We start from the raw sequence: 18,044 nt of genomic DNA, 5'->3' as shown, positions 1-18,044 counted from the left end.
ATGCCCGGGAAGACGTCCCCGGGCGGGTGTGCGCGCCGGGCAGGCAGGACGGGACCGGCGTACGAGTCGGCGGAGGGCAGCGGCCGGTACATGTGGACCCATCGCTCCATATCGGTTTCCGCCGCGTTCGAAGGCACCGAGAGGGTCGCGGCCGCGCGGGCGCTGGCCCGCTCGTTCCTGGCGGACGTACAGGACAAGCACGGGCTTGCCGTGTCCGTACGTGCGCTGGAAACCGTCGAGTTGGTGGTCAGCGAGCTGGTCACCAACGCCCGCAAGTACGCGCCCGGGCCCTACCTCCTCGGGCTGGGGGTCCAGGACGGTTGCGTCGAGGTCAGCGTGTGGGACAGCAGCCCGACGCCTCCGGCCGTCCTGACGCCCGACCCGTACCGGGTCGGCCAGCACGGGCTGGAGATCGTCATCGCCGCCGCCCGGACGTTCCGCGTACGGCCCGAGGGCGCCGGCAAGCGGGTCACGGCCGCCATCGCGCTGGCCGACGATCCCGCCGGCGATCCTGACGTCGATCCCGCCCACGATTGCGCCGGCGATCTGGCCGACGGGACGCCCGGTGGGCCCGCCGCGGGCTGATCAGCGCACCTGGACACCGATGAGGCACGTGTCGTCGTCGGTGTCGGAGGCGCTGTAGGTCAGCAGGTTGTCGAGGCGCTTCTCCAGCGAGTCCGCGGGCCGCGAGGCCACCTCGAGGAGCTGCGCCAGGGAGTCCGTGACGGAGGCGTCCCGCCGTTCTACGAGTCCGTCGGTGTACATGAGCAGCACGTCCTCGCGTTCCAGCTGCACCTCCTCTTCCGCGAAGACCACGTCGGGCAGCGCTCCGAGGAGCGCCCCGGAGGTGAGGGGGAAGGACCGCGCGTCCGTCCCCCGTACCAGGACGGGCGGCAGGTGTCCGGCGCGCGCCCAGCGGAGCGAGCGCGTCGCCGGGTCGTAGATCCCGCAGACGGCGGTGGCGGTGAGGTAGCTGGTGAGGTGGTACGTGACGGTGTTCAGCCAGGAGAGCAGCTGCGCGGGCCCGGCGCCGGTCACGGCGAGGCCGCGCAGCGCGTTGCGCAGGACGACCATGCCGGTGGCCGCCTGGATGCCGTGGCCCGCCACGTCGCCGACGCTGATGAGGATCTTCTTGTCGGGCAGCACGACCGAGTCGTACCAGTCGCCGCCGACGAGCGATTGCGTCTCCGCCGGACGGTAGCGGACGGCGATGCGGATGCCGGCGACCTCCAGGGGCGCCGGGGCGGGCGGCATGATGGCCTGCTGGAGCTGGAGGGCGAGCTTGGTGCGGTCCGCGGATTCGGCCTCGCTGCTGGCGAGCTGGTCACGTGTCGCGGCGAGGGCCACCTCGGTCCAGTGCTGCGCCGAGATGTCCTGGCAGGCGCCCCGTACGGACCGCAGCTGCCCCAGGTCGTCCAGGACGGGTTCGGCCACGATCCGGATGTGGCGGATGATGCCGTCGGGACGCCTCAGGCGGAAGTCCACCGAGGACTCGCGCAGCCGGTGCAGGAGCGTGCGCAGGAACCGGCCGATCGAGTTCACGTCGTGGGGGTGGGCGTGGGCGGCCAGGTCTTCGAGGGGGACGGGAGAGGCGGTCGGGGCGAGCCCGAACAGGGTGAACAGCTGACCGTTCCAGGTGATGGCGCCGGTCCGTACGTCCTGTTCGAAACCGCCGACGCGGCCGAGGCGCTGGGCGTGTTGCAGGAGGCTGGCCAGCCGTGCGGTCTCGTCCTCGATCTTCCAGATGAGCAGGAGGGCGGCGCCGTGCCGGCTGATGCTGACGTCGGCGACGGAGGTGAGGGGTACCTCCCCGACGAACGCCGTCAGGGTCGTGCGCGGCGCCTGGCAGGGCTCCCCGGTGGCGTAGACCCGTTCCAGCTTGGAGAAGAGGCCGTTGGCCTCGGCGGCGGCGGGGTAGGCCTCGAGGAAGTACGCGCCGGCGACGAGCGAGCGGGGACGGCCCGCGGGGTCGACGAAGCGGTGGTTCGTGTGGTGGATGCGGAAGTCGGACAGCTGCCCGCCCGCGTCGAGGTGGGGGGTGAGGACCAGTACGGGGTCGTAGAGGTGGTCGGCGAGGTCGGTCAGCTCCGCGACACCGGCCAGGGGTGAGGGGCCCGTGGCACGGGGGTGCTCCTCGGGGGGCCGTTCCTCGAGGGTGTGGGCGCACAGCTCGGCCAGGGCCGACAGTTGCCGCAGGATCTGCGGCGGCTGCGGCGGCAGCCGGTCCGGCCAGCTCACTTCGAGCACACCGTGGATGCGTCCCCCGGTTCCCGCCGGGACCACGACGCGTCCGCCGTCGGGGTGCTGGCGGCGGCCGATGGTGGGGATCCCCGCGTCGGCGAGACTGGGCAGCACCGTGAGGTCCCGGCTGTGCAGCGCCAGGCGGGCGCAGGTGGCCACCTCCGGCGGAACGTATCGCCAGCGGCCCGCCTCCTCATCCGTGAACCCGGCCTGACCGACCAGGGCGAGCGAGGAGTCGGAACCCACCAGCCAGATGGCGACGCCGTACGCGCCCAGCGGCCCGAGCGCGTTCTCCAGCAGGGCGGTGGCGACGGCCTGGGAGTCGGTCGCGGCCAGTACGCGGCTCTCCGCGGACCGCAGCCGGACGGCGGGGGCGGGCTCCCGCGCGTCGGACGGCTCCGCGTCGGCGGACTTCAGGAACTGCTCGGCGATCTCGCTGACCTGGTCGCGGGCGGCCTGGTTGATGACGTCGACGGCCAGGCCCAGGACGGTGGCGCCCGACTGCTCAGCCAGCCGGGTGAGCTGCCGGGACGCCTCGGTGGGCCCGCACCCCAGCCGGCCCACGAGGATCCCCTTGGCCATCTCGATCAGCGCGCGCCCGTCGGCGGCCCACTGGGCTTCCAGGGCCTCCTGCCGCAACCGCTCCACGGTGGCGGCGAGCCGTCCCACCCCGCTCGCCTGCTGAGCGCGGGGAGGATCCCCCGCATCCCCGGTAACTCCCGCATCCTGCGGACCTCCCGCGGTCCCCGCCTCCCCGGCCGTCGCCCCGGTCCCCCGCTCGCCCGCGCGGCGCGCGGCAGGGCCCTCCGGAGCGCCGGTGTGCCCGGGCTGGGGAAGGGGGTGCCCGGGGGCTCCGGAGTCGTCGTGGGCGTTGCTCACCTGACGTCGGCTTCTTCCGTGGTGTCGAGGGGGGCGGGAAGGTCAGCCACGGGAGGAACCCGAGGTGTCCTGGGGCAGGAGCCACCGGCGGAGCCGCGCGATCAGGTCGTTCGCGTCGACGGGCTTGGTGACGTAGTCGCTCGATCCCGAGGCGATGCTCTTCTCCCGGTCGCCGGGCATGGCCTTGGCGGTGACCGAGATGATCGGCAGGTCCGCGTACTGGGGCATGTTCCTGATCTCCGCGGTCGCGGCGTACCCGTCCAGTTCGGGCATCATGACGTCCATCAGGATGAGGTCGATGCCCGGGGTGCTCATCAGGGTGTCGATGCCCTTGCGCCCGTTCTCGGCGTGCAGGACCCGGATGCCGTGGAGTTCGAGGATGCCGCTGATCGCGTACAGGTTGCGCGGGTCGTCGTCGACGACCAGGACGGACCGGTCGGCGAGGCTGGGGTCGATGTACGCGGCTTGCGCCGGGGCCGGTTCGCCGTCGGACCGGACGAGGGGGAGGACGTCCCCGAGCCGGTCCACCGACAGGTGCAGGGTGATCCGTTCGCGGAGTTCGTCCAGGCTGGAGAGCACTTCCAGGCGCTGACCGGTCGCGTGCCGGGCCACTTCCCGCTGCTGTTCTCCGGTCATGCGCCGGTTGTCGTGGGCGAGCACCGGCAGGGAGGCCAGGGCCGAGTCCCCCGCCATGGCCTGGAGGAAGCTCAAGGCCTCGCCGCTGGAGCCCAGTTCGAGGACCACGCAGTGGAACGGGGACTGGGCGAGCACGGCGGCGGCGTCCGCGGCGGTCACGGCGGCGACCACCTCGACCTGGTCGGACGGTCCCGCGGTGGCCCGCCCGGCCATCAGATCGGACGCGGCGCTCTCGGCGACGAGGCTGAGCAGACCGTTGCTGCGCTCCTCGATCACCAGGAGCCGTCGGGGATGGCGGCCCTGCGCCGCCTCGGTGGCGCCTTCGCCCGGCCGGGCGGCGGCGGCGGAGGCGGCGGGCTCCAGGGCGGGGACCTCCGCGTCCCGCTCGACGAAGTCGGGTCGCGAGACCGGCAGGTACAGCGTGAACGTCGACCCCTCGCCCGGCGTGCTGCTCGCGGTGACCACGCCTCCGAGGAGCCGGGCGATCTCCCGGGTGATGGACAGCCCCAGTCCGGTGCCGCCGTACTTGCGGCTGGTCGTGCCGTCGGCCTGCTGGAACGCCGCGAAGATCACCTCGAGCTGTTCCTCGGCGATGCCGATGCCCGTGTCGACGACCTTGAACGCCACGACGGACCCCGCCCGGGTCAGCTCGACGGGCAGTTCCCCGGCGTTCGCGGGTTCGATCCGCAGCTGGACCCGGCCGCTCTCGGTGAACTTGACCGCGTTGGACAGCAGGTTGCGCAGGATCTGCTGGAGCCGCGCGTCGTCGGTGAGCAGGTCGACCGGTACGCCGGCCGAGCTCATGATGTCGAAGTCGAGGCCCTTCTGGCTGGTCAGCGGCCGGAAGGAGGCTTCGACGTAGTTGAGGAGCCGCTTGAGCGAGACCCGTTCCAGGTTGACGTCCATCTTGCCCGCCTCGACCTTCGACAGGTCGAGGATGTCGTTGATGAGCTGGAGGAGGTCGGACCCGGCGGAGTGGATGATGCCGGCGTACTCCACCTGCTTGGGCGTCAGGTTGCGGCTGGGGTTCTGCGAGAGGAGCTGGGCCAGGATGAGCAGGCTGTTGAGCGGTGTGCGCAGCTCGTGGCTCATGTTGGCGAGGAACTCGGACTTGTACTTCGACGCGAGCGACAGCTGCTGGGCCCGGTCTTCGAGTTCCTGGCGGGCCTGCTCGATCTCCAGGTTCTTCGTCTCGATGTCGCGGTTCTGCGTGGCGAGGAGGGCTGCCTTCTCCTCCAGTTCGGCGTTGGAGCGCTGGAGTTCGTCCTGCTGGACCTGCAACTGCTCCGACCTCGCCTGCAGTTCGCCGGTGAGGCGCTGCGACTCGCCGAGGAGTTCGTCCGTACGCGCGTTGGCGACGATGGTGCTGACGTTGACCCCGACCGTCTCCATGAGGCGTCCGAGGAAGTCGCGGTGCACGGGGGTGAAGCTGCTGAAGGTGGCGAGCTCGATGACCCCGAGGACCTGGTCCTCGACGAGGATGGGCAGCACGATGAGGTTCGCGGGCGTGGCCGCACCCAGTCCGGAGGAGATCAGGTAGCCGGGCGGCAGGTTGTCGGTGGTGAGGATGCGGCGGCTGCGCGCCGCCTGTCCCACCAGGGTCTCCCCGCATCGCACCCGTTGGGCGGCGGGGCGGTCGGCGGGCCGTCCGAACGAGCCGATCAGGGAGAGCCAGGTCTCGCCGTCGGTTTCCTCGGCGAGGTAGAAGGCCCCGTAGCTGGCGTCGACCAGGGGCGCCAGTTCGTCCATGACGAGTTCGGCGACGACGGCGAGGTCGCGGTGGCCCTGCATGAGGCCGGAGATCTGCGCCAGGTTGGACTTCAGCCAGTCCTGTACCTGGTTGGCGCGGGTCGTCTCGCGGAGCGAGCCGACCATCGAGTTGATGTTGTCCTTCAGCTCGGCGACCTCACCGGAGGCGTCCACGGTGATCGAGCGGGTCAGGTCGCCCTCGGCGACGGCGCTGGCGACCTCGGCGATCGCACGGACCTGCCGGGTCAGGTTCCCGGCGAGCTCGTTGACGTTCTCCGTCAGCCGCTTCCAGGTACCGGACACGCCCTCGACCTCGGCCTGACCGCCCAGCCTGCCCTCGCTGCCTACCTCACGCGCCACACGGGTCACCTCCGCCGCGAAGGAGGACAGCTGGTCGACCATCGTGTTGATCGTCGTCTTCAGCTCCAGGATCTCGCCCCGGGCATCGACGTCGATCTTCTTGGACAGGTCACCGTTGGCGACCGCCGTCGTGACCAGAGCGATGTTGCGGACCTGCCCGGTCAGGTTGTTCGCCATGGAGTTGACGTTGTCGGTGAGGTCCTTCCAGGTCCCCGCCACGTTGGGCACCCGCGCCTGGCCCCCGAGCCGGCCCTCGGTTCCGACCTCCCTCGCGACGCGGGTGACCTCGTCCGCGAAGGCGGACAGCGTGTCCACCATCGTGTTGATGACCCCGGCCAGCGCCGCGACCTCGCCCTTCGCCTCCACCATGATCTTCTGCGACAGGTCGCCACGGGCCACGGCCGTCGCCACCTGGGCGATGGACCGCACCTGCCCCGTCAGGTTCGACGCCATCACGTTGACGTTGTCCGTAAGGTCCTTCCACGTGCCCGAGACGCCCCGTACGGTGGCCTGGCCCCCCAGGTTGCCCTCGGTGCCCACTTCCCGGGCGACGCGGGTGACCTCGTCGGCGAACGCGGACAGCTGGTCGACCATCGTGTTGATGGTCTCCTTCAGCTCCAGGATCTCGCCCCGGGCGTCGACCCGGATCTTCTGCGAGAGATCGCCCTGCGCGACCGCGGTGGTGACCTCCGCGATCGAGCGGACCTGCGCGGTGAGGTTGTCGGCCATGAAGTTCACCGAGTCGGTCAGGTCCCGCCAGGTGCCGGAGACCCCCTTCACGTCCGCCTGCCCGCCGAGCCGGCCGTCCGTACCGACCTCCCGGGCGACGCGGGTGACCTCGTCGGCGAACGCCGACAGCTGGTCGACCATCGTGTTGATCGTCGTCTTCAGCTCCAGGATCTCGCCCCGCGCGTCGACCCGGATCTTCTGCGAGAGATCGCCCTGCGCGACCGCGGTGGCGACCTCCGCGATCGAGCGGACCTGCGCGGTGAGGTTCCCGGCCATGAAGTTCACCGAGTCGGTCAGGTCCCGCCAGGTGCCGGAGACCCCCTTCACGTCCGCCTGCCCGCCGAGCCGGCCGTCCGTACCGACCTCCCGGGCCATGCGGGTGACCTCGTCGGCGAACGCGGACAGCTGATCGACCATCGTGTTGATGGTGTTCTTCAGCTCCAGGATCTCGCCGCGGGCGTCGACGGCGATCTTCTGCGACAGGTCGCCCTTGGCGACCGCCGTCGTCACCTGCGCGATGTTGCGGACCTGGTCGGTCAGGTTGCCGGCCATGAAGTTCACCGAGTCGGTCAGGTCGCGCCAGACTCCGGCCACGCCGGGCACCTCGGCCTGACCGCCGAGCCGTCCCTCGCTGCCGACCTCGCGCGCCACCCGGGTGACCTCGTCCGCGAAGGAGGACAGCTGGTCGACCATCGTGTTGACGGTGTCCTTCAGCTCCAGGATCTCGCCCCGGGCCGCCACGTCGATCTTCTGCGACAGGTCACCGCGGGCCACGGCGGTCGCCACCTGGGCGATGTCCCGTACCTGGGTGGTGAGGTTGCCGGCCATCGCGTTGACGGAGTCCGTCAGGTCGGCCCACGTTCCGGAGACGCCCGGAACCTCGGCCTGACCGCCCAGGGTTCCCTCGGTTCCGACCTCGCGGGCGACGCGGGTCACCTCCGACGTGAACAGGGAGAGCTGGTCGACCATGCCGTTGAAGACGGTGGCGATCTCCCCCAGCAGTCCGTCGGCCTCGTCGGGCAGGCGGGTGCCGAAATCACCGTCCCGGACGGCCGTCAGGCCGGCCAGGAGCTGACGCAGCTCCGGCTCTCCCACCGCCCCTGACACCTTCACGCCCGTCGCTGCAACCGCCGGCTCGACCATCCCTGCCCCATCTCCCTCTACCCAGGATCCGCCCGAAGGTTCGAGCGTGCCCGAGCCAGGCTATGCCCCCGGCCGCCGGTGCACGTACGGGACCGGTGAGCAGCCGGGCCACCCGCGCCCGGTGCCCGCCGGGCACCGGGCCGAAAGGCGGGCGTGCGTGAGGGGCGCCGCACGGCAGGAAGGCGTTTGACGACACCCCCTAGAGTGTCCGGCGGGGCTCCACGCAGCGGAGCCGTAACGGGCACCGGCGGGGCTGGGGATGGAACGGTGAAGACTGTGGCTCTCCGATGACCACGCGGGCGGACAGGGAACGCCGGGTCCAGGACATGGCCCACGGTGACCACCTGTGTCTGGCGTTCGCCGACGACGCGGAGCAGCGCCGGGTGGTCACCGCCTACGTGTCCGCGGGGCTGGAGCTCGGGGAGCGCGTGCTGTACTTCGCCGACCGGCGTGATCCCCGTGAGGTGCTGAGCTGGTTCGGCTCGGCGGGCGCCGATCCGCAGCGGGCGCTGGCGAGCGGCCAGCTGCGGGTGACCACCGCCGAGGAGAGCTACCTGGCGGCGGGCTCGTTCGACGCCGAGGCCCTGGCCCGCGCCCTGCGGCAGGAGGTGCGGGACTCCCTCACGGCCGGGTACCGCGGTTTCCGGGTCAGCGGCGAGATGGGCTGGGCACTGCGCCACGTACCCGGAACCGATCAGCTCGAACGGTACGAGAGGCGGGTCACGGAGGTGTTCGCCGGGCAGCCGGCGTCGGCGATCTGCCAGTACGACGCCCGCCGCTTCGGTCCGCACGCGCTGGACGCGTTCGACCGCTGCCACCCCGGCGCCGTGGAAATGGACGAGCTGTACTCGGCCCCCGGTCTGCGGCTGGTGCCCGGCTTCCGGGCCGGGCAGCGGTCCCTGCGGGTCGTGGGCACGGTGGACTACCGCGCCACCGACGCGCTCGCCGCCGCGCTGGAGACCACGTTGGACTGGTCGGGGGACGTGTGGGTGGACATGAGCGCCCTGGAGTTCATCGACCTGGCCGGCGTACGGGCGCTGGCTCACGCGGCCGGGCGGCTTCCGGCGGATCGCCGGCTGCACGTGGTGGACCTCGCCCCGCTGCTGTGCCAGGTGGTCGGCATGGTCGGCTGGGACGAGACCCCGTCCCTCATCGTCACCGCCCGGGAGACGGCGTCATGACCCTGATCCCCCCGGCGGTCCCCCCGGTCCCCCCGGTCCCCCCGGTCCCTCGGCCCGACGAGGGCTCGCTCCTGATCCACCAGGCGCTGGTCTACGGCACCGACGACGCGTTCCTGGCCTCGACCGTGCCGTTCTGCCTGGACGGCCTCCACGCGGACGACGCCGTCCTCGCGGTGACCACCGAAGCCAACATCGACCTGCTGCGCCAAGAGCTGGGCGATGCAGCCGGCCAGGTGGAGTTCGTCCCGTCCGACCGCTGGTACCGGAGTCCGGGCCGCACGCTGAGCGCGTACCACCGCTACGTCGAGCGGCACACGGTGAAGGGCGGGCACCGGCGGGTGCGGGTGATCGGGGAACCGGTGTGGCACGGTCGCGACGCGGTCGAGACGGCGGAGTGGACCCGGTACGAGGCGGCGATCAACCTCGCCTTCGCCCCCTGCCCGGCATGGATCGTGTGCCCCTACGACACCCGGTCCCTGCCCGCCCCGGTGGTCCGGGACGCCCTGCGGACCCACCCCCAGCTGGTGACCGGCCCGGGCCCGCGGCCGAGCGACCGCTACGTCGCGCCGACCACGCCGGGCGGGGCCTGGAAGCGGCCGGTGGCACCGTTTCCGGCACCGGGCCGGGCGGCCGCCGAGCAGCGGTTCGGGGCCGATCTGGGCCGGGCACGGGCCTTCGTGGCGGAGGCCGCCGTCTCCCTGGGCATGTCCCCTTCCGGGGCGCGGCGGCTCGTGCTCGCCGTCAACGAGGTCGCCACGAACGCCGTCCAGCACGGCGCCGGCCACGGCCTGCTCACGCTGGGGCGCTCCGGTCACCGGATCGTGTGCGACGTCACCGACCCCGGCCGGACCGGAGCCGACTGGTACGCGGGCTACCTTCCGCCGGACCCGGCCCGGCGACGGGGCCACGGGCTGTGGGCGGTGCGCCAGCTGTGCGACCTCGTGGAGATCGACACCCACGAGCACGGCACCACCGTACGGCTGCACATGGACCTGTCCTGAGGCGCTGAGCCCGGTTCCGCCGCAGGTCCGGCCGTGGCCGCGTTGACCGGGCCCGACCGGGCATACGGCATCCCGGAGGTGGCGCATGCCCGAGTGGGACAGAGCACTGAGACCGGTGGTGGCGACGTTCACCGAGGCCACCGAACCGGCGTGAGCCGGGGCGGTGCACCACCCGTGCGGGGACGGCGCCGCTGATGGGCGCTGCTCAGCCGTACCGCTCGGAAGCGCGGCTCAACAGCCCGGTTCGGCGGTTCAGTCGGACGGCGCAGCGTGGCTCGCCGGAGAAGGGGCACACGGGAGGCGGCTGAGCAGCCCCTTCCCGGAGGCCCGTGTTGATGTCCCCTGTGGCCGCCCTGATCAGCGTCCGCCTCCAGGCGGCTACGGGGGACGTCGTCCCCCTGCTCGGCCGGTTCTCCTGTGACCGCGCCGACCCGTACGCGGTGCGGGCGCGGTTCGTCACCCGGTACGCGGGCCTGCCGTCCTGGTGCTTCGACCGCCAGATGCCGGCCGAGGGCCTCCACCGCCCGGTGGGCGAGGGAGACGTCGCGTTCCGGCCGCAGTGGACGCCCGACGGCGAGGCCGTCCGCGTGGAACTGCGGGATTCCCCGGGCGGGCAGGGGGCGATCCTGCTCCTCGACGCCCGCGCGATGGCCCGGTTCCTCGACGAGACGTACGCGGTCGCCGCACCCGGAGCCGAGACCTCCGACGCCGACGCGTTCCTCGACGAGCTGCTGGCCCGCTGAACCCGCGCCGGCGGCCCGGCGGGGCACACCACGCGGGCAGGGCCCGGCCGGGGGGAAGTCCGGCCGGGCCCTGAGGTGAAACGCGGCGAGCGGCATGTGCGGCGCGTTCGGGGTGCGCGGCGTGCGCGGGGCCGCCTCCGGGGGCCCGTGGTTGGCGCAGGGCTCCGCCGCTCCGTACGGCGCCGCGCACCCGGCCGGCCGCCCGCCCCTCCGGGGGCGGGCGGCGGTCGGCGCTCAGCCCGGCCAGGTGCCCGTCACACGCCGCGTCGCCACGGCACCGGACCGGTCCACGGTGGCCTTGACGACGGCGAAGATCGCCCCCTGGAGGCCGGCGGCGATGAGGATCTGCTTCCAGGAGCGGTCCTCGTCGGTGGCGTCGGGGGCGTCACCCTCCCCCTCGATCAGCTTCCAGGCCTGCTTGAAGGCGATCCCCGCGATCATGCCGCTGGCGGCGCCCAGCGCCAGTCCGACCGGCTTGTAGGCGATCTTGGCCGCGTTCACTTGCGCCCCCGGCCACGCCGCACCAGCAGGAACACGACGAGGAAGGCGCCGGCGGCGAGCAGCGGAGTCCTGTTGGCCCGCGCCACGGATGCGGCCTGCCCGGCCCTGTCGAGAACCGGTTCGGGAGTGTTCTCCGCCGCGAACCGGCCCGCGCGGGCCGTGGCCTGGCCCACCAGCCGGGACGCGTGAGCCGCCTGGTCCAGTACGGCGTCCGGGGTCGTGTCCTTCACCAGGCGCGCGGCCTGTCCCGCCGTGTCGCGGATCTGGTCGGTGACCAGCGCCGCCTTCCGCACGGCCTGCTCCTTCGCCGTGACGGCCCTGTCCTGTGCCCCGGCCGCCGCCTCCTCGGCCCGCGCCGTGACGTCGGCCTCGCCCGCCACGCCCGCCAGGGCCTCGATGCGCCGGCCGAACTCGTCCCGGGTGTGCTCCGTCCGGTTGCGCGGTTCCTCGGGCGAGGGGGTGGGTTCGTGACTGTGGGGCTGGTCGGTCATCGGGGTGTCCCTTCCTCGTTCGCGTACGCCGCTGTCACGGCGCGACTACCCACCAACCGCGGGAACACCCACTCGTACCGGGCGCCTGACGGGCGCCTCGTCGCGCGGCTCGCCGGACAAGCCTCCGCGGCCCCGTACCCGCCCTCCTGACACGGCGCCGGAGGAAAAGGCCGGACCGGCCCGTTTCAAGGAGAGTTCGCCGGTCATACGAGGGTGCGTAAGACGTTTTCTACCGCACAGGGAGTGATCGGCAATGTCTGGTGAGCAGAAGACCGAGGCCAAGGGCGAGCAGGCCAAGGGCAAGCTCAAGGAAGCCGCCGGCCGCCTGACGGGCAATGAGCGACTGACCGCCGAGGGTCGCACCGAGCAGGCCAAGGGCGACGCGCGCGAAGCCAAGGAGAAGGTCAAGGACACCTTCAAGCACTGACGCCTCTCGCGCACGGGGCCGGGACCGCACCGCGGTCCCGGCCCCGTCGCACGTCCCCCCGGAGCCGGGACGGCCTGGAGCCGGACGGCCCGGAGCACGCTCCGGCACACGGTGGCGGCCCCGCCCGCGGAACAAGGGCGGGGCCGCCACCGTGCGGGCCGTCACGGACCCGCCGGCGCCTCCACGCGGCCCGGAAGGTGATAGACGGCGAAGGCCCGGTCGATGACCGGCATCGCCACGTTGCGCACCCGGACTCCGCCCGCCGTCATGCCGTGCTCGGTACCGGAGTGCGCGTGTCCGTGGACGGCCAGGTCCGCTCCCGCCTCGTCCATCGCCTCCGCGAGGAGGTAGCTGCCGAGAAAGGGGTAGATCTCCAGCGGCTCGCCCGCGAGCGTGTCCGGCACGGGTGCGAAGTGGGTGAGGGCGATGCGCAGGTCGCAGCCGCCCTCCCGGAGCTCGCGCAGTGCCCCGGCCAGCCCGTCGGCGCAGGTGCGGGTGTACCGGATGAACGCCTTCATCTCCGGTTCGCCGAACTCGCTGCCGCTGCGTCCGGCGAAGCCCCCGCAGAAGCCCTTGGTCCCGGCGACGCCTACTTTCGTACCGCCGACGTCGAGGACCGTTCCCGTGCCCTCCAAGACGTGGACTCCGACGGCGGTCAGCTCCTGCGCGACGGCTTCTTCCTGGTCGCTCTGATAGTCGTGGTTGCCGAGCACCGCGATGACGGGGACGCCGAGTCCCGCCACCTCGCCGGCGACGACCCGTGCCTCCTCGCGGGTGCCGTGCCGCGTCAGGTCGCCGGCCAGCAGGAGGAGGTCCGCGCAGTCGCCCAGGGTGGCGAAGGCGGGCCGGAGGGCTCCCGCGCTGCCGGGGCCGAGGTGGATGTCCCCGACGGCTGCCACGCGGATCACGACAGCTCCTCGGAGTGGTCGGGCGGGCCGGGGCGGCAGACCGTGACGTCCTCGCGCCACTCCAGCCCGGCGAGCTCCTCCGCGGCGAAGCGCAGGACCTCCGCCCGGCACTCGGGGCTGGAGACGCCGCCCCGGACCAGGACGCCCGCTCCGTGGGCCTCGACCCGTACGCCCAGCTCGGCGAGGTCCTCGCGGGCCAGCCGGTCGAGCAGGTGCGCGATGCGGTACTCCACCATGTCGTGCGAGGTCATGAGGTTCCCTTCCGTGCCGGCCCGTCGTGCGCGGACCGTGCGGCGCCGCGGTCGTCTATGACGCGCAGCCGCTCCAGGAGGTGGAGGAACGCGTCGGGCAGCGGTTCCGACCGGTAGGCGCGGTCCAGCCGGACCCAGTCGATCTGCTCCCTCAGCATGCGCGCCATGGGCAGCAGGTCGCCGAAGTCGCAGTAGTGCTCGCAGAGGGCCGCGAGCCGGCTGTCCATGAGGTCGGTGGGTGCGAGGACGGGCATCCACACCGAGTCCACCGCTTTGACGTCCGCCCGCTCCAGGAGTTCCGTACTCACCGGCCGCCGGGCCAGCTCGAAGATCAGGTCGATCTCCTCCCCGCCGGAGCGGCCCTTGACGAGCCAGTCCTCGGGGGCCCGGCGCATCTCGATCCCGCCCTCCTCCAGGGCCTTGACGGCCGCGTCGGCGTCCTCGGGCCGGACACAGAAGTCGGTGTCGTGCTGGAACCGGGCCGGCAGTCCGTGGGCGAACGCGGCCACGCTGCCGGCGAGCGCGAACGGCGGCCCTGACCGCTTCAGCAGCGCCGCCACCAGCTTGGTGGTCTCCAGGATCGCCTGGGTGTGGTCCTTGGGCAGGGGGCCGTCAGCGGGGATCGGGGGACTCAGGCTATGGGGCACCTGCCCGGTGGGCGGGTCCGCCGGCTTCGTAGGCGTCATAAGGAGCGCGTAACCGGTCCTGCACGCCCGAAACCCTCCGGGCACGCGCCCGTACGGGTGGACCGGCCGTACGGGAGACCGCGCCATCCGGGTGACCGCGCCATCCGGCGCCGCGTCCGCCGGGCGCGGAGCCGTCAGCGCTCGGGCAGCGGGGTGCGGAGTGAGGAGTGTCCTTGTTCCCAGGCGGTGTGGATGTGGTGGGTGAGGCGGTCTTCGAGGTGGAGGGTCGCGGCGCAGCCGAAGGCGATGTCGGGTTCGAGGTGGGGTTCGTCGGTGAGGAGGCCGCCGATGACGTCGTGGCGTACGACGTGTTCGTGGACGGCGTCGGCTTCGACGTGTTCGGTGTAGAAGTGTTCGGCGGCGGGGCCGGCTTGGCAGCGGTGCATGGCCTTGGCCAGGCGGCGGGAGCCGGGTGGGGAGGTGACCTCGAGGCAGGCGAAGTGGCCGACGAGTGCGCCGCGCAGGGCGCGGTGCAGGCCGAAGAGGGACATGAGGTTGACGGTGGCGAGGAGGGGTGCGGGGGCCTGGTCGAGGTAGCGGCCGTAGGCGGGGTCCAGGCCGAGGTCGTTCATGAGGCCGGCGAAAAGCCGGGCGTGGATCCGGTCGGGGTGTCCCGCGCCGAACTCGTCGTACTCGATGGCGGCCATGGCGGCCTTGGCGCGGCCGGTCAGCCGGGGGATCACCCACAGGTGCGGGTCGGCTTCCTTGAGGTGGTAGAGGGAGCGCAGGGCGGCGTATTCGCGGAGCTGCCACAGCTCGCCCCGGGTCGCGAGCCGGTGGCTGAGGCTGCCGGCGGGGTCGGCGGGTTCCACGAGCAGCGGGGCGAAGGCCTCGTCCACCGATGCGGGCGCCGCGGACAGATCGGTGCGCAGGGCGTGCAGGAAGCGGGCTTCCAGGGCCTGGCGCAGCCGGAGCAGGTCCGGGTCCCATTCCCGTTCGTCGTCCACGCCCGCGAAGCCCCGGTAGTGCAGTTCGTAGAGCAGGTAGAGGGCCAGCTGGAGGTCCTCCCCCCACGGGTCGGCCTTCAATACCGCTCCCGGGGCGTAGTCCGGCGGGCCACCGTGACGCAGCGCCTCCACCACGGCGCCGGAAAGCCCGCCGCGACCGGCAACCAGGGCAGGGCCGGGCGCGATCGACGTGGCCGTCGCCGTCGTACTGGGGCTGGTACTGGGGCTGGTGGGGCTCATCACGGGTCCTGTTCCTGTGCTCGGTCGGCGCGTCGGCCCGTCGGCTCGCTCGCGACGTGGCGACGCGGCGACGCGGCGACGGGCGACAGGGGGCGACTGCCCTCGGTGCGGCGCCCCACCCGGAATCCCGTCGATCTTCAGAGGATCAGCCGAATACAGGACCCGATCGGCTCAATTCGCCCCGGCGGGAGGTGTCTTCTCCCCGCCGGGGGGGGCCGCCCGAGCAGCCGGTTGAGCCGTACGGCGTACGGGGCCCACCCGCCTCCGCACGCGGCGCCGACAAACCGGCGGGATCCGCCCCCTCTGTGTCCTCCCTCCCTGGAGGTGGAAACAAAAGGGGAATCCCATGCATGTCCTGGGTTCGGTCGGGCAGAAGGCGCTTCGGAGGTTGATAACTATGGTTCCCCTGCTTCTCGTTCTTCTGCTGGTACTGATCCTCTTCGGCGCGGGTTTCGCACTGAAGATTCTCTGGTGGGTCGCTATCGCAGTCCTGATCCTGTGGCTGATCGGTTTTGTCGCCCGTCCCAAGAGCGGCAGCGGCCGCTGGTACCGCTGGTAGCCGCCGCGACGACGGCTTGGCAGTTCGGACACTGCATGGCGGTGGCCTGCGCCCCCTTCACGAAGGGGGCGCAGGCCACCGCCATGTCGTCGTGTACGGCCCGGATATCCGTACATCACCGTCCCGGAACCGGAAATTGATCCGGGGTGTGTGGAGGAGTGAATGCGGGGCATGCGGAGTTCAGGCGGAACACACGGACCGCCGCGATACGACGCACGGAACGAGGAGGACCGGGCGGGGAATTCATCTCCCCGCCGTCCCCCGCTGTACAAGAGGAGTTGTTTTCGCGTGACTGAGCATGTGTGGAGCTACACGTCGACCGCCGGCCACCTGGCCGGTACGGACCTGACCGGCTACAAGGTCGAGGCGACCGATGGCGGCATCGGCAAGGTCGACAAGCACTCCGACGAGGTCGGTGACGCCTACCTGGTCGTGGACACCGGCGTATGGATCTTCGGCAAGGAGGTCCTCCTGCCGGCGAGCACGGTCGTGCGGATCGACGCGGAGGAGAAGAAGGTCTACGTCGACCGCACCAAGGAGCAGATCAAGGACGCCCCCGAGTTCCACCGGGACCAGCACCTCGGAAACGCCGGCTACCACGAGGAGCTGGGCACGTACTACGGCACCGGCGCCCCGTTCGGCGGCCGCCCCGCCTGATCGGGCACCTGCGACGCCGGTCCCGGCACCCCTCTCGGGTGCCGGGACCGGCGTCGTGCTGTGCGGTTCACACCCGCCCGTGCGGGGCAGCGGAGGCGGGGTCAGTGGGCGGGGCGGGGTCAGCGGACTTCGAACTCGAGGGCTTCGGCCAGCGCGGCTTCCTGCTCCCGCACGTCTGCGGTGCTTCCGGCGATCACCGCGTACCGCCATGAGCGGCCGTCGGGCGGGGCGTCCGCGTAGAGGACCACGCCCTCGCCGCTCGCCGGATCGAAGGCGAGGTGGTGCTCGCGCAGCCGTCCGAGGGCCCCCTCGAAGTCGAACGGGTGCCGGGTCCGCCCCTTCGCCACCGACCAGGCCGCGGGCGCGCCCGCCGCGGCCTGCGCCTTCGTCAGCCGGACGACCATGGCGTGGGGTGTGGTGGTGGCCGTACGCCGGATGTTGCTCTCGCTCGCGTACGCCTCGCCCCGCGCGTCCACCAGCGCGTCGAGCCCGAACGGTCCGGCGAAGCCGTGGCCGGCCAGATGGCCGCCCAGGGCCGTCCCCCAGGCCTCCAGCTCGCCGGCCACGTGCGCGCAGGACGCGGGCAGCGGCGAGACGTACCCCGTGAAGGAGCCCCGCGTCGTACGCATCGCCCCGCTGAACAGGGCGCGCGTCCCGGCGGGGGTGGTGTCCAGCTGGACGCTGACCGACTCGGCCACGTCGAGGCGTTCCTCCACGACCCACGTCCCCAGGGGGCCGCCGACCGTGTCCAGGACCAGGGACGCGCCGCCGTTCAGGTCGTCGCGGGACAGGAAGCGCATCCCGTGGCCTCCCGCCGAGCGGTCGGGCTTGACCACGACCCCCTCGTAGCTCCGCAGGAACTCCCGCACCACCCCTTCTACCTCGGGGCGCCGGCACACCCGCCCCGCGGGCAGCCGCATGCCCAGGTGTCCGGCCGTCTCGCGGAACCCGGCCTTCGTGTTGAGCAGCATGGTCGTCTTCAGCGCGGCTTCGGCGGCCTCGACCGTCGGGTAGGGGTGCACCGTGAGGCCGAGGTCCCGGGCGAAGGTGATCGCCGACGCGTCCAGCGCGGTCGGCAGCAGCGCCGCGCCCCGGTCGCCGGCGAGGGCCCGGACGTGCTCGGCGAGTCCGGCCTCGCGCACCGCCCGCGCCAGGGGGACGGCGCCGGACGGGGGTACCTCGACGACCGTCACCGAATCCGGAGACACCTGCGTCAGGTCGTACACGTACCGCAGGAACTCCCGGCCCAGCGGTACGGGAGTGATCAGCACGTCGCCGGGCCGCAGCAGCCACGCCTTCCGCGGTGCCTGCTGCGCCCACTGCGCCAGGACCCGGCCCTCGTTGAGGTCGACCGCCAGGTCGGAGAGGAAGTTCGCGAAGACCACGAACGGACCTGCCTCACTCACAGCCGCTCCTCTCGTCGCCGGTTCGCCCGCCGCCCGGCCGGTGCGCGGCGCGGAGCGGGATCCCCCACCTTGCGCTTGCCCCGCACGGACGATCGGAACCCACCCCCGCACGGGTCCGGAAAACGGCCGAGGGGCCGCTTCAGATTTCTCTGAAGCGGCCCCTCGAACTGCGACTCTCTCGAGTCGGGACGACAGGATTTGAACCTGCGACCCCTTGACCCCCAGTCAAGTGCGCTACCAAGCTGCGCCACGTCCCGATGTGCTTCCGACCTGGGGTTTCCCCCGTCCCGGCGGCACATGCAGAACATT

The 18,044-nt window shown here is 72.3% G+C and carries 16 protein-coding genes and 1 tRNA gene; 7 read left to right on the top strand and 10 right to left on the bottom strand.

Annotation, left to right across the window (positions count from 1 at the left end; all coding sequences use genetic code 11):
• The first annotated feature begins 90 nt into the window (after window positions 1–90).
• Entirely contained in the window at window positions 91–585 is a 495-nt protein-coding gene (locus OTB16_RS21410) for an ATP-binding protein (protein WP_267722027.1), read from the top strand.
• On the opposite strand, the gene OTB16_RS21405 is transcribed toward OTB16_RS21410, so the two are convergent.
• On the bottom strand, window positions 586–2,910 hold the full coding sequence (locus tag OTB16_RS21405; RefSeq protein ID WP_267722025.1) for a SpoIIE family protein phosphatase: 2,325 nt from the start codon (window positions 2,908–2,910) through the stop codon (window positions 586–588).
• A gap of 252 nt (window positions 2,911–3,162) precedes the next feature.
• On the bottom strand, window positions 3,163–7,689 hold the full coding sequence (locus tag OTB16_RS21400) for a HAMP domain-containing protein (RefSeq protein WP_267722024.1): 4,527 nt from the start codon (window positions 7,687–7,689) through the stop codon (window positions 3,163–3,165).
• A gap of 335 nt (window positions 7,690–8,024) precedes the next feature.
• Here OTB16_RS21400 and OTB16_RS21395 point away from each other — a divergent pair, with 335 nt between their 5' ends.
• From OTB16_RS21395 to OTB16_RS21385, 3 genes are all read left to right on the top strand, one after another.
• On the top strand, window positions 8,025–8,918 hold the full coding sequence (locus OTB16_RS21395; RefSeq protein ID WP_267722022.1) for an MEDS domain-containing protein: 894 nt from the start codon (window positions 8,025–8,027) through the stop codon (window positions 8,916–8,918).
• Window positions 8,915–9,919 (top strand): sensor histidine kinase, encoded by a 1,005-nt coding sequence (locus OTB16_RS21390; protein ID WP_267722021.1) that lies wholly within the window; start codon window positions 8,915–8,917, stop codon window positions 9,917–9,919. The genes OTB16_RS21395 and OTB16_RS21390 overlap by 4 nt, the downstream gene beginning before the upstream one ends.
• Window positions 9,920–10,254: 335 nt before the next feature.
• The gene (locus tag OTB16_RS21385) at window positions 10,255–10,662 is read left to right on the top strand and encodes an SsgA family sporulation/cell division regulator (protein ID WP_267722019.1); all 408 of its coding nucleotides are present in this window, start codon (window positions 10,255–10,257) and stop codon (window positions 10,660–10,662) included.
• Between the two features lie 234 nt (window positions 10,663–10,896).
• Here the strand turns inward: OTB16_RS21385 and OTB16_RS21380 are convergent, their stop codons facing one another.
• Entirely contained in the window at window positions 10,897–11,163 is a 267-nt protein-coding gene (locus OTB16_RS21380) for a DUF4235 domain-containing protein (protein WP_267722017.1), read from the bottom strand.
• Entirely contained in the window at window positions 11,160–11,654 is a 495-nt protein-coding gene (locus OTB16_RS21375; RefSeq protein WP_267722015.1) for a hypothetical protein, read from the bottom strand. The genes OTB16_RS21380 and OTB16_RS21375 overlap by 4 nt, the downstream gene beginning before the upstream one ends.
• A 253-nt stretch (window positions 11,655–11,907) precedes the next feature.
• Here OTB16_RS21375 and OTB16_RS21370 point away from each other — a divergent pair, with 253 nt between their 5' ends.
• Window positions 11,908–12,081, top strand: a complete 174-nt coding sequence (locus OTB16_RS21370) for a CsbD family protein (protein WP_267722013.1) — start codon at window positions 11,908–11,910, stop codon at window positions 12,079–12,081.
• Between the two features lie 161 nt (window positions 12,082–12,242).
• Here OTB16_RS21370 and OTB16_RS21365 read toward each other — a convergent pair whose 3' ends face one another.
• From OTB16_RS21365 to OTB16_RS21350, 4 genes are all read right to left on the bottom strand, one after another.
• Window positions 12,243–12,989 (bottom strand): metallophosphoesterase family protein, encoded by a 747-nt coding sequence (locus OTB16_RS21365; protein ID WP_267722012.1) that lies wholly within the window; start codon window positions 12,987–12,989, stop codon window positions 12,243–12,245.
• Window positions 12,986–13,240 carry a hypothetical protein gene (locus tag OTB16_RS21360; RefSeq protein WP_267722010.1) on the bottom strand — a complete coding sequence of 85 codons (255 nt, stop codon included), beginning with the start codon at window positions 13,238–13,240 and terminating at the stop codon, window positions 12,986–12,988. The genes OTB16_RS21365 and OTB16_RS21360 overlap by 4 nt, the downstream gene beginning before the upstream one ends.
• Window positions 13,237–13,926 carry a nucleotidyltransferase family protein gene (locus OTB16_RS21355; RefSeq protein ID WP_267722009.1) on the bottom strand — a complete coding sequence of 230 codons (690 nt, stop codon included), beginning with the start codon at window positions 13,924–13,926 and terminating at the stop codon, window positions 13,237–13,239. Before OTB16_RS21355 ends, OTB16_RS21360 begins: the two co-directional genes overlap by 4 nt.
• Window positions 13,927–14,060: 134 nt before the next feature.
• Window positions 14,061–15,113, bottom strand: a complete 1,053-nt coding sequence (locus tag OTB16_RS21350; protein ID WP_267722008.1) for an iron-containing redox enzyme family protein — start codon at window positions 15,111–15,113, stop codon at window positions 14,061–14,063.
• A 397-nt stretch (window positions 15,114–15,510) separates the two neighbouring features.
• On the opposite strand from OTB16_RS21350, the gene OTB16_RS21345 reads away from it, so the two are divergent.
• A complete protein-coding gene (locus tag OTB16_RS21345) occupies window positions 15,511–15,672 on the top strand; it encodes a hydrophobic protein (RefSeq protein ID WP_267722007.1) in 162 nt (53 codons plus the stop codon).
• A 288-nt stretch (window positions 15,673–15,960) separates the two neighbouring features.
• Entirely contained in the window at window positions 15,961–16,329 is a 369-nt protein-coding gene (locus OTB16_RS21340) for a PRC-barrel domain-containing protein (protein WP_267722005.1), read from the top strand.
• 119 nt (window positions 16,330–16,448) lie between these two features.
• Here the strand turns inward: OTB16_RS21340 and OTB16_RS21335 are convergent, their stop codons facing one another.
• Both OTB16_RS21335 and OTB16_RS21330 read right to left on the bottom strand, forming a co-directional pair.
• A complete protein-coding gene (locus tag OTB16_RS21335) occupies window positions 16,449–17,735 on the bottom strand; it encodes a preATP grasp domain-containing protein (protein WP_267722004.1) in 1,287 nt (428 codons plus the stop codon).
• Window positions 17,736–17,918: 183 nt separating this feature from the next.
• A tRNA-Pro gene (locus OTB16_RS21330) sits at window positions 17,919–17,992 on the bottom strand.
• Window positions 17,993–18,044: the final 52 nt, after the last annotated feature.

Origin of the sequence: Streptomyces antarcticus (assembly GCF_026627255.1) — a bacterium.
GTDB lineage: Bacteria > Actinomycetota > Actinomycetes > Streptomycetales > Streptomycetaceae > Streptomyces > Streptomyces antarcticus.
The sequence above is the reverse complement of the archived record's forward strand: the minus strand, read 5'-3'. Positions and strand labels throughout refer to the sequence as shown.

Excerpts from the sequence above, each read along its gene's own strand:
- OTB16_RS21410 (WP_267722027.1), top strand. The coding sequence starts at position 91 with ATGTGGACCCATCGCTCCATATCGGTTTCCGCCGCGTTCGAAGGCACC.
- OTB16_RS21395 (WP_267722022.1), top strand. The coding sequence starts at position 8,025 with ATGACCACGCGGGCGGACAGGGAACGCCGGGTCCAGGACATGGCCCAC.
- OTB16_RS21390 (WP_267722021.1), top strand. The coding sequence starts at position 8,915 with ATGACCCTGATCCCCCCGGCGGTCCCCCCGGTCCCCCCGGTCCCCCCG.
- OTB16_RS21385 (WP_267722019.1), top strand. The coding sequence starts at position 10,255 with ATGTCCCCTGTGGCCGCCCTGATCAGCGTCCGCCTCCAGGCGGCTACG.
- OTB16_RS21375 (WP_267722015.1), bottom strand. The coding sequence starts at position 11,654 with ATGACCGACCAGCCCCACAGTCACGAACCCACCCCCTCGCCCGAGGAA.
- OTB16_RS21370 (WP_267722013.1), top strand. The coding sequence starts at position 11,908 with ATGTCTGGTGAGCAGAAGACCGAGGCCAAGGGCGAGCAGGCCAAGGGC.
- OTB16_RS21360 (WP_267722010.1), bottom strand. The coding sequence starts at position 13,240 with ATGACCTCGCACGACATGGTGGAGTACCGCATCGCGCACCTGCTCGAC.
- OTB16_RS21355 (WP_267722009.1), bottom strand. The coding sequence starts at position 13,926 with ATGACGCCTACGAAGCCGGCGGACCCGCCCACCGGGCAGGTGCCCCAT.
- OTB16_RS21350 (WP_267722008.1), bottom strand. The coding sequence starts at position 15,113 with ATGAGCCCCACCAGCCCCAGTACCAGCCCCAGTACGACGGCGACGGCC.
- OTB16_RS21345 (WP_267722007.1), top strand. The coding sequence starts at position 15,511 with ATGGTTCCCCTGCTTCTCGTTCTTCTGCTGGTACTGATCCTCTTCGGC.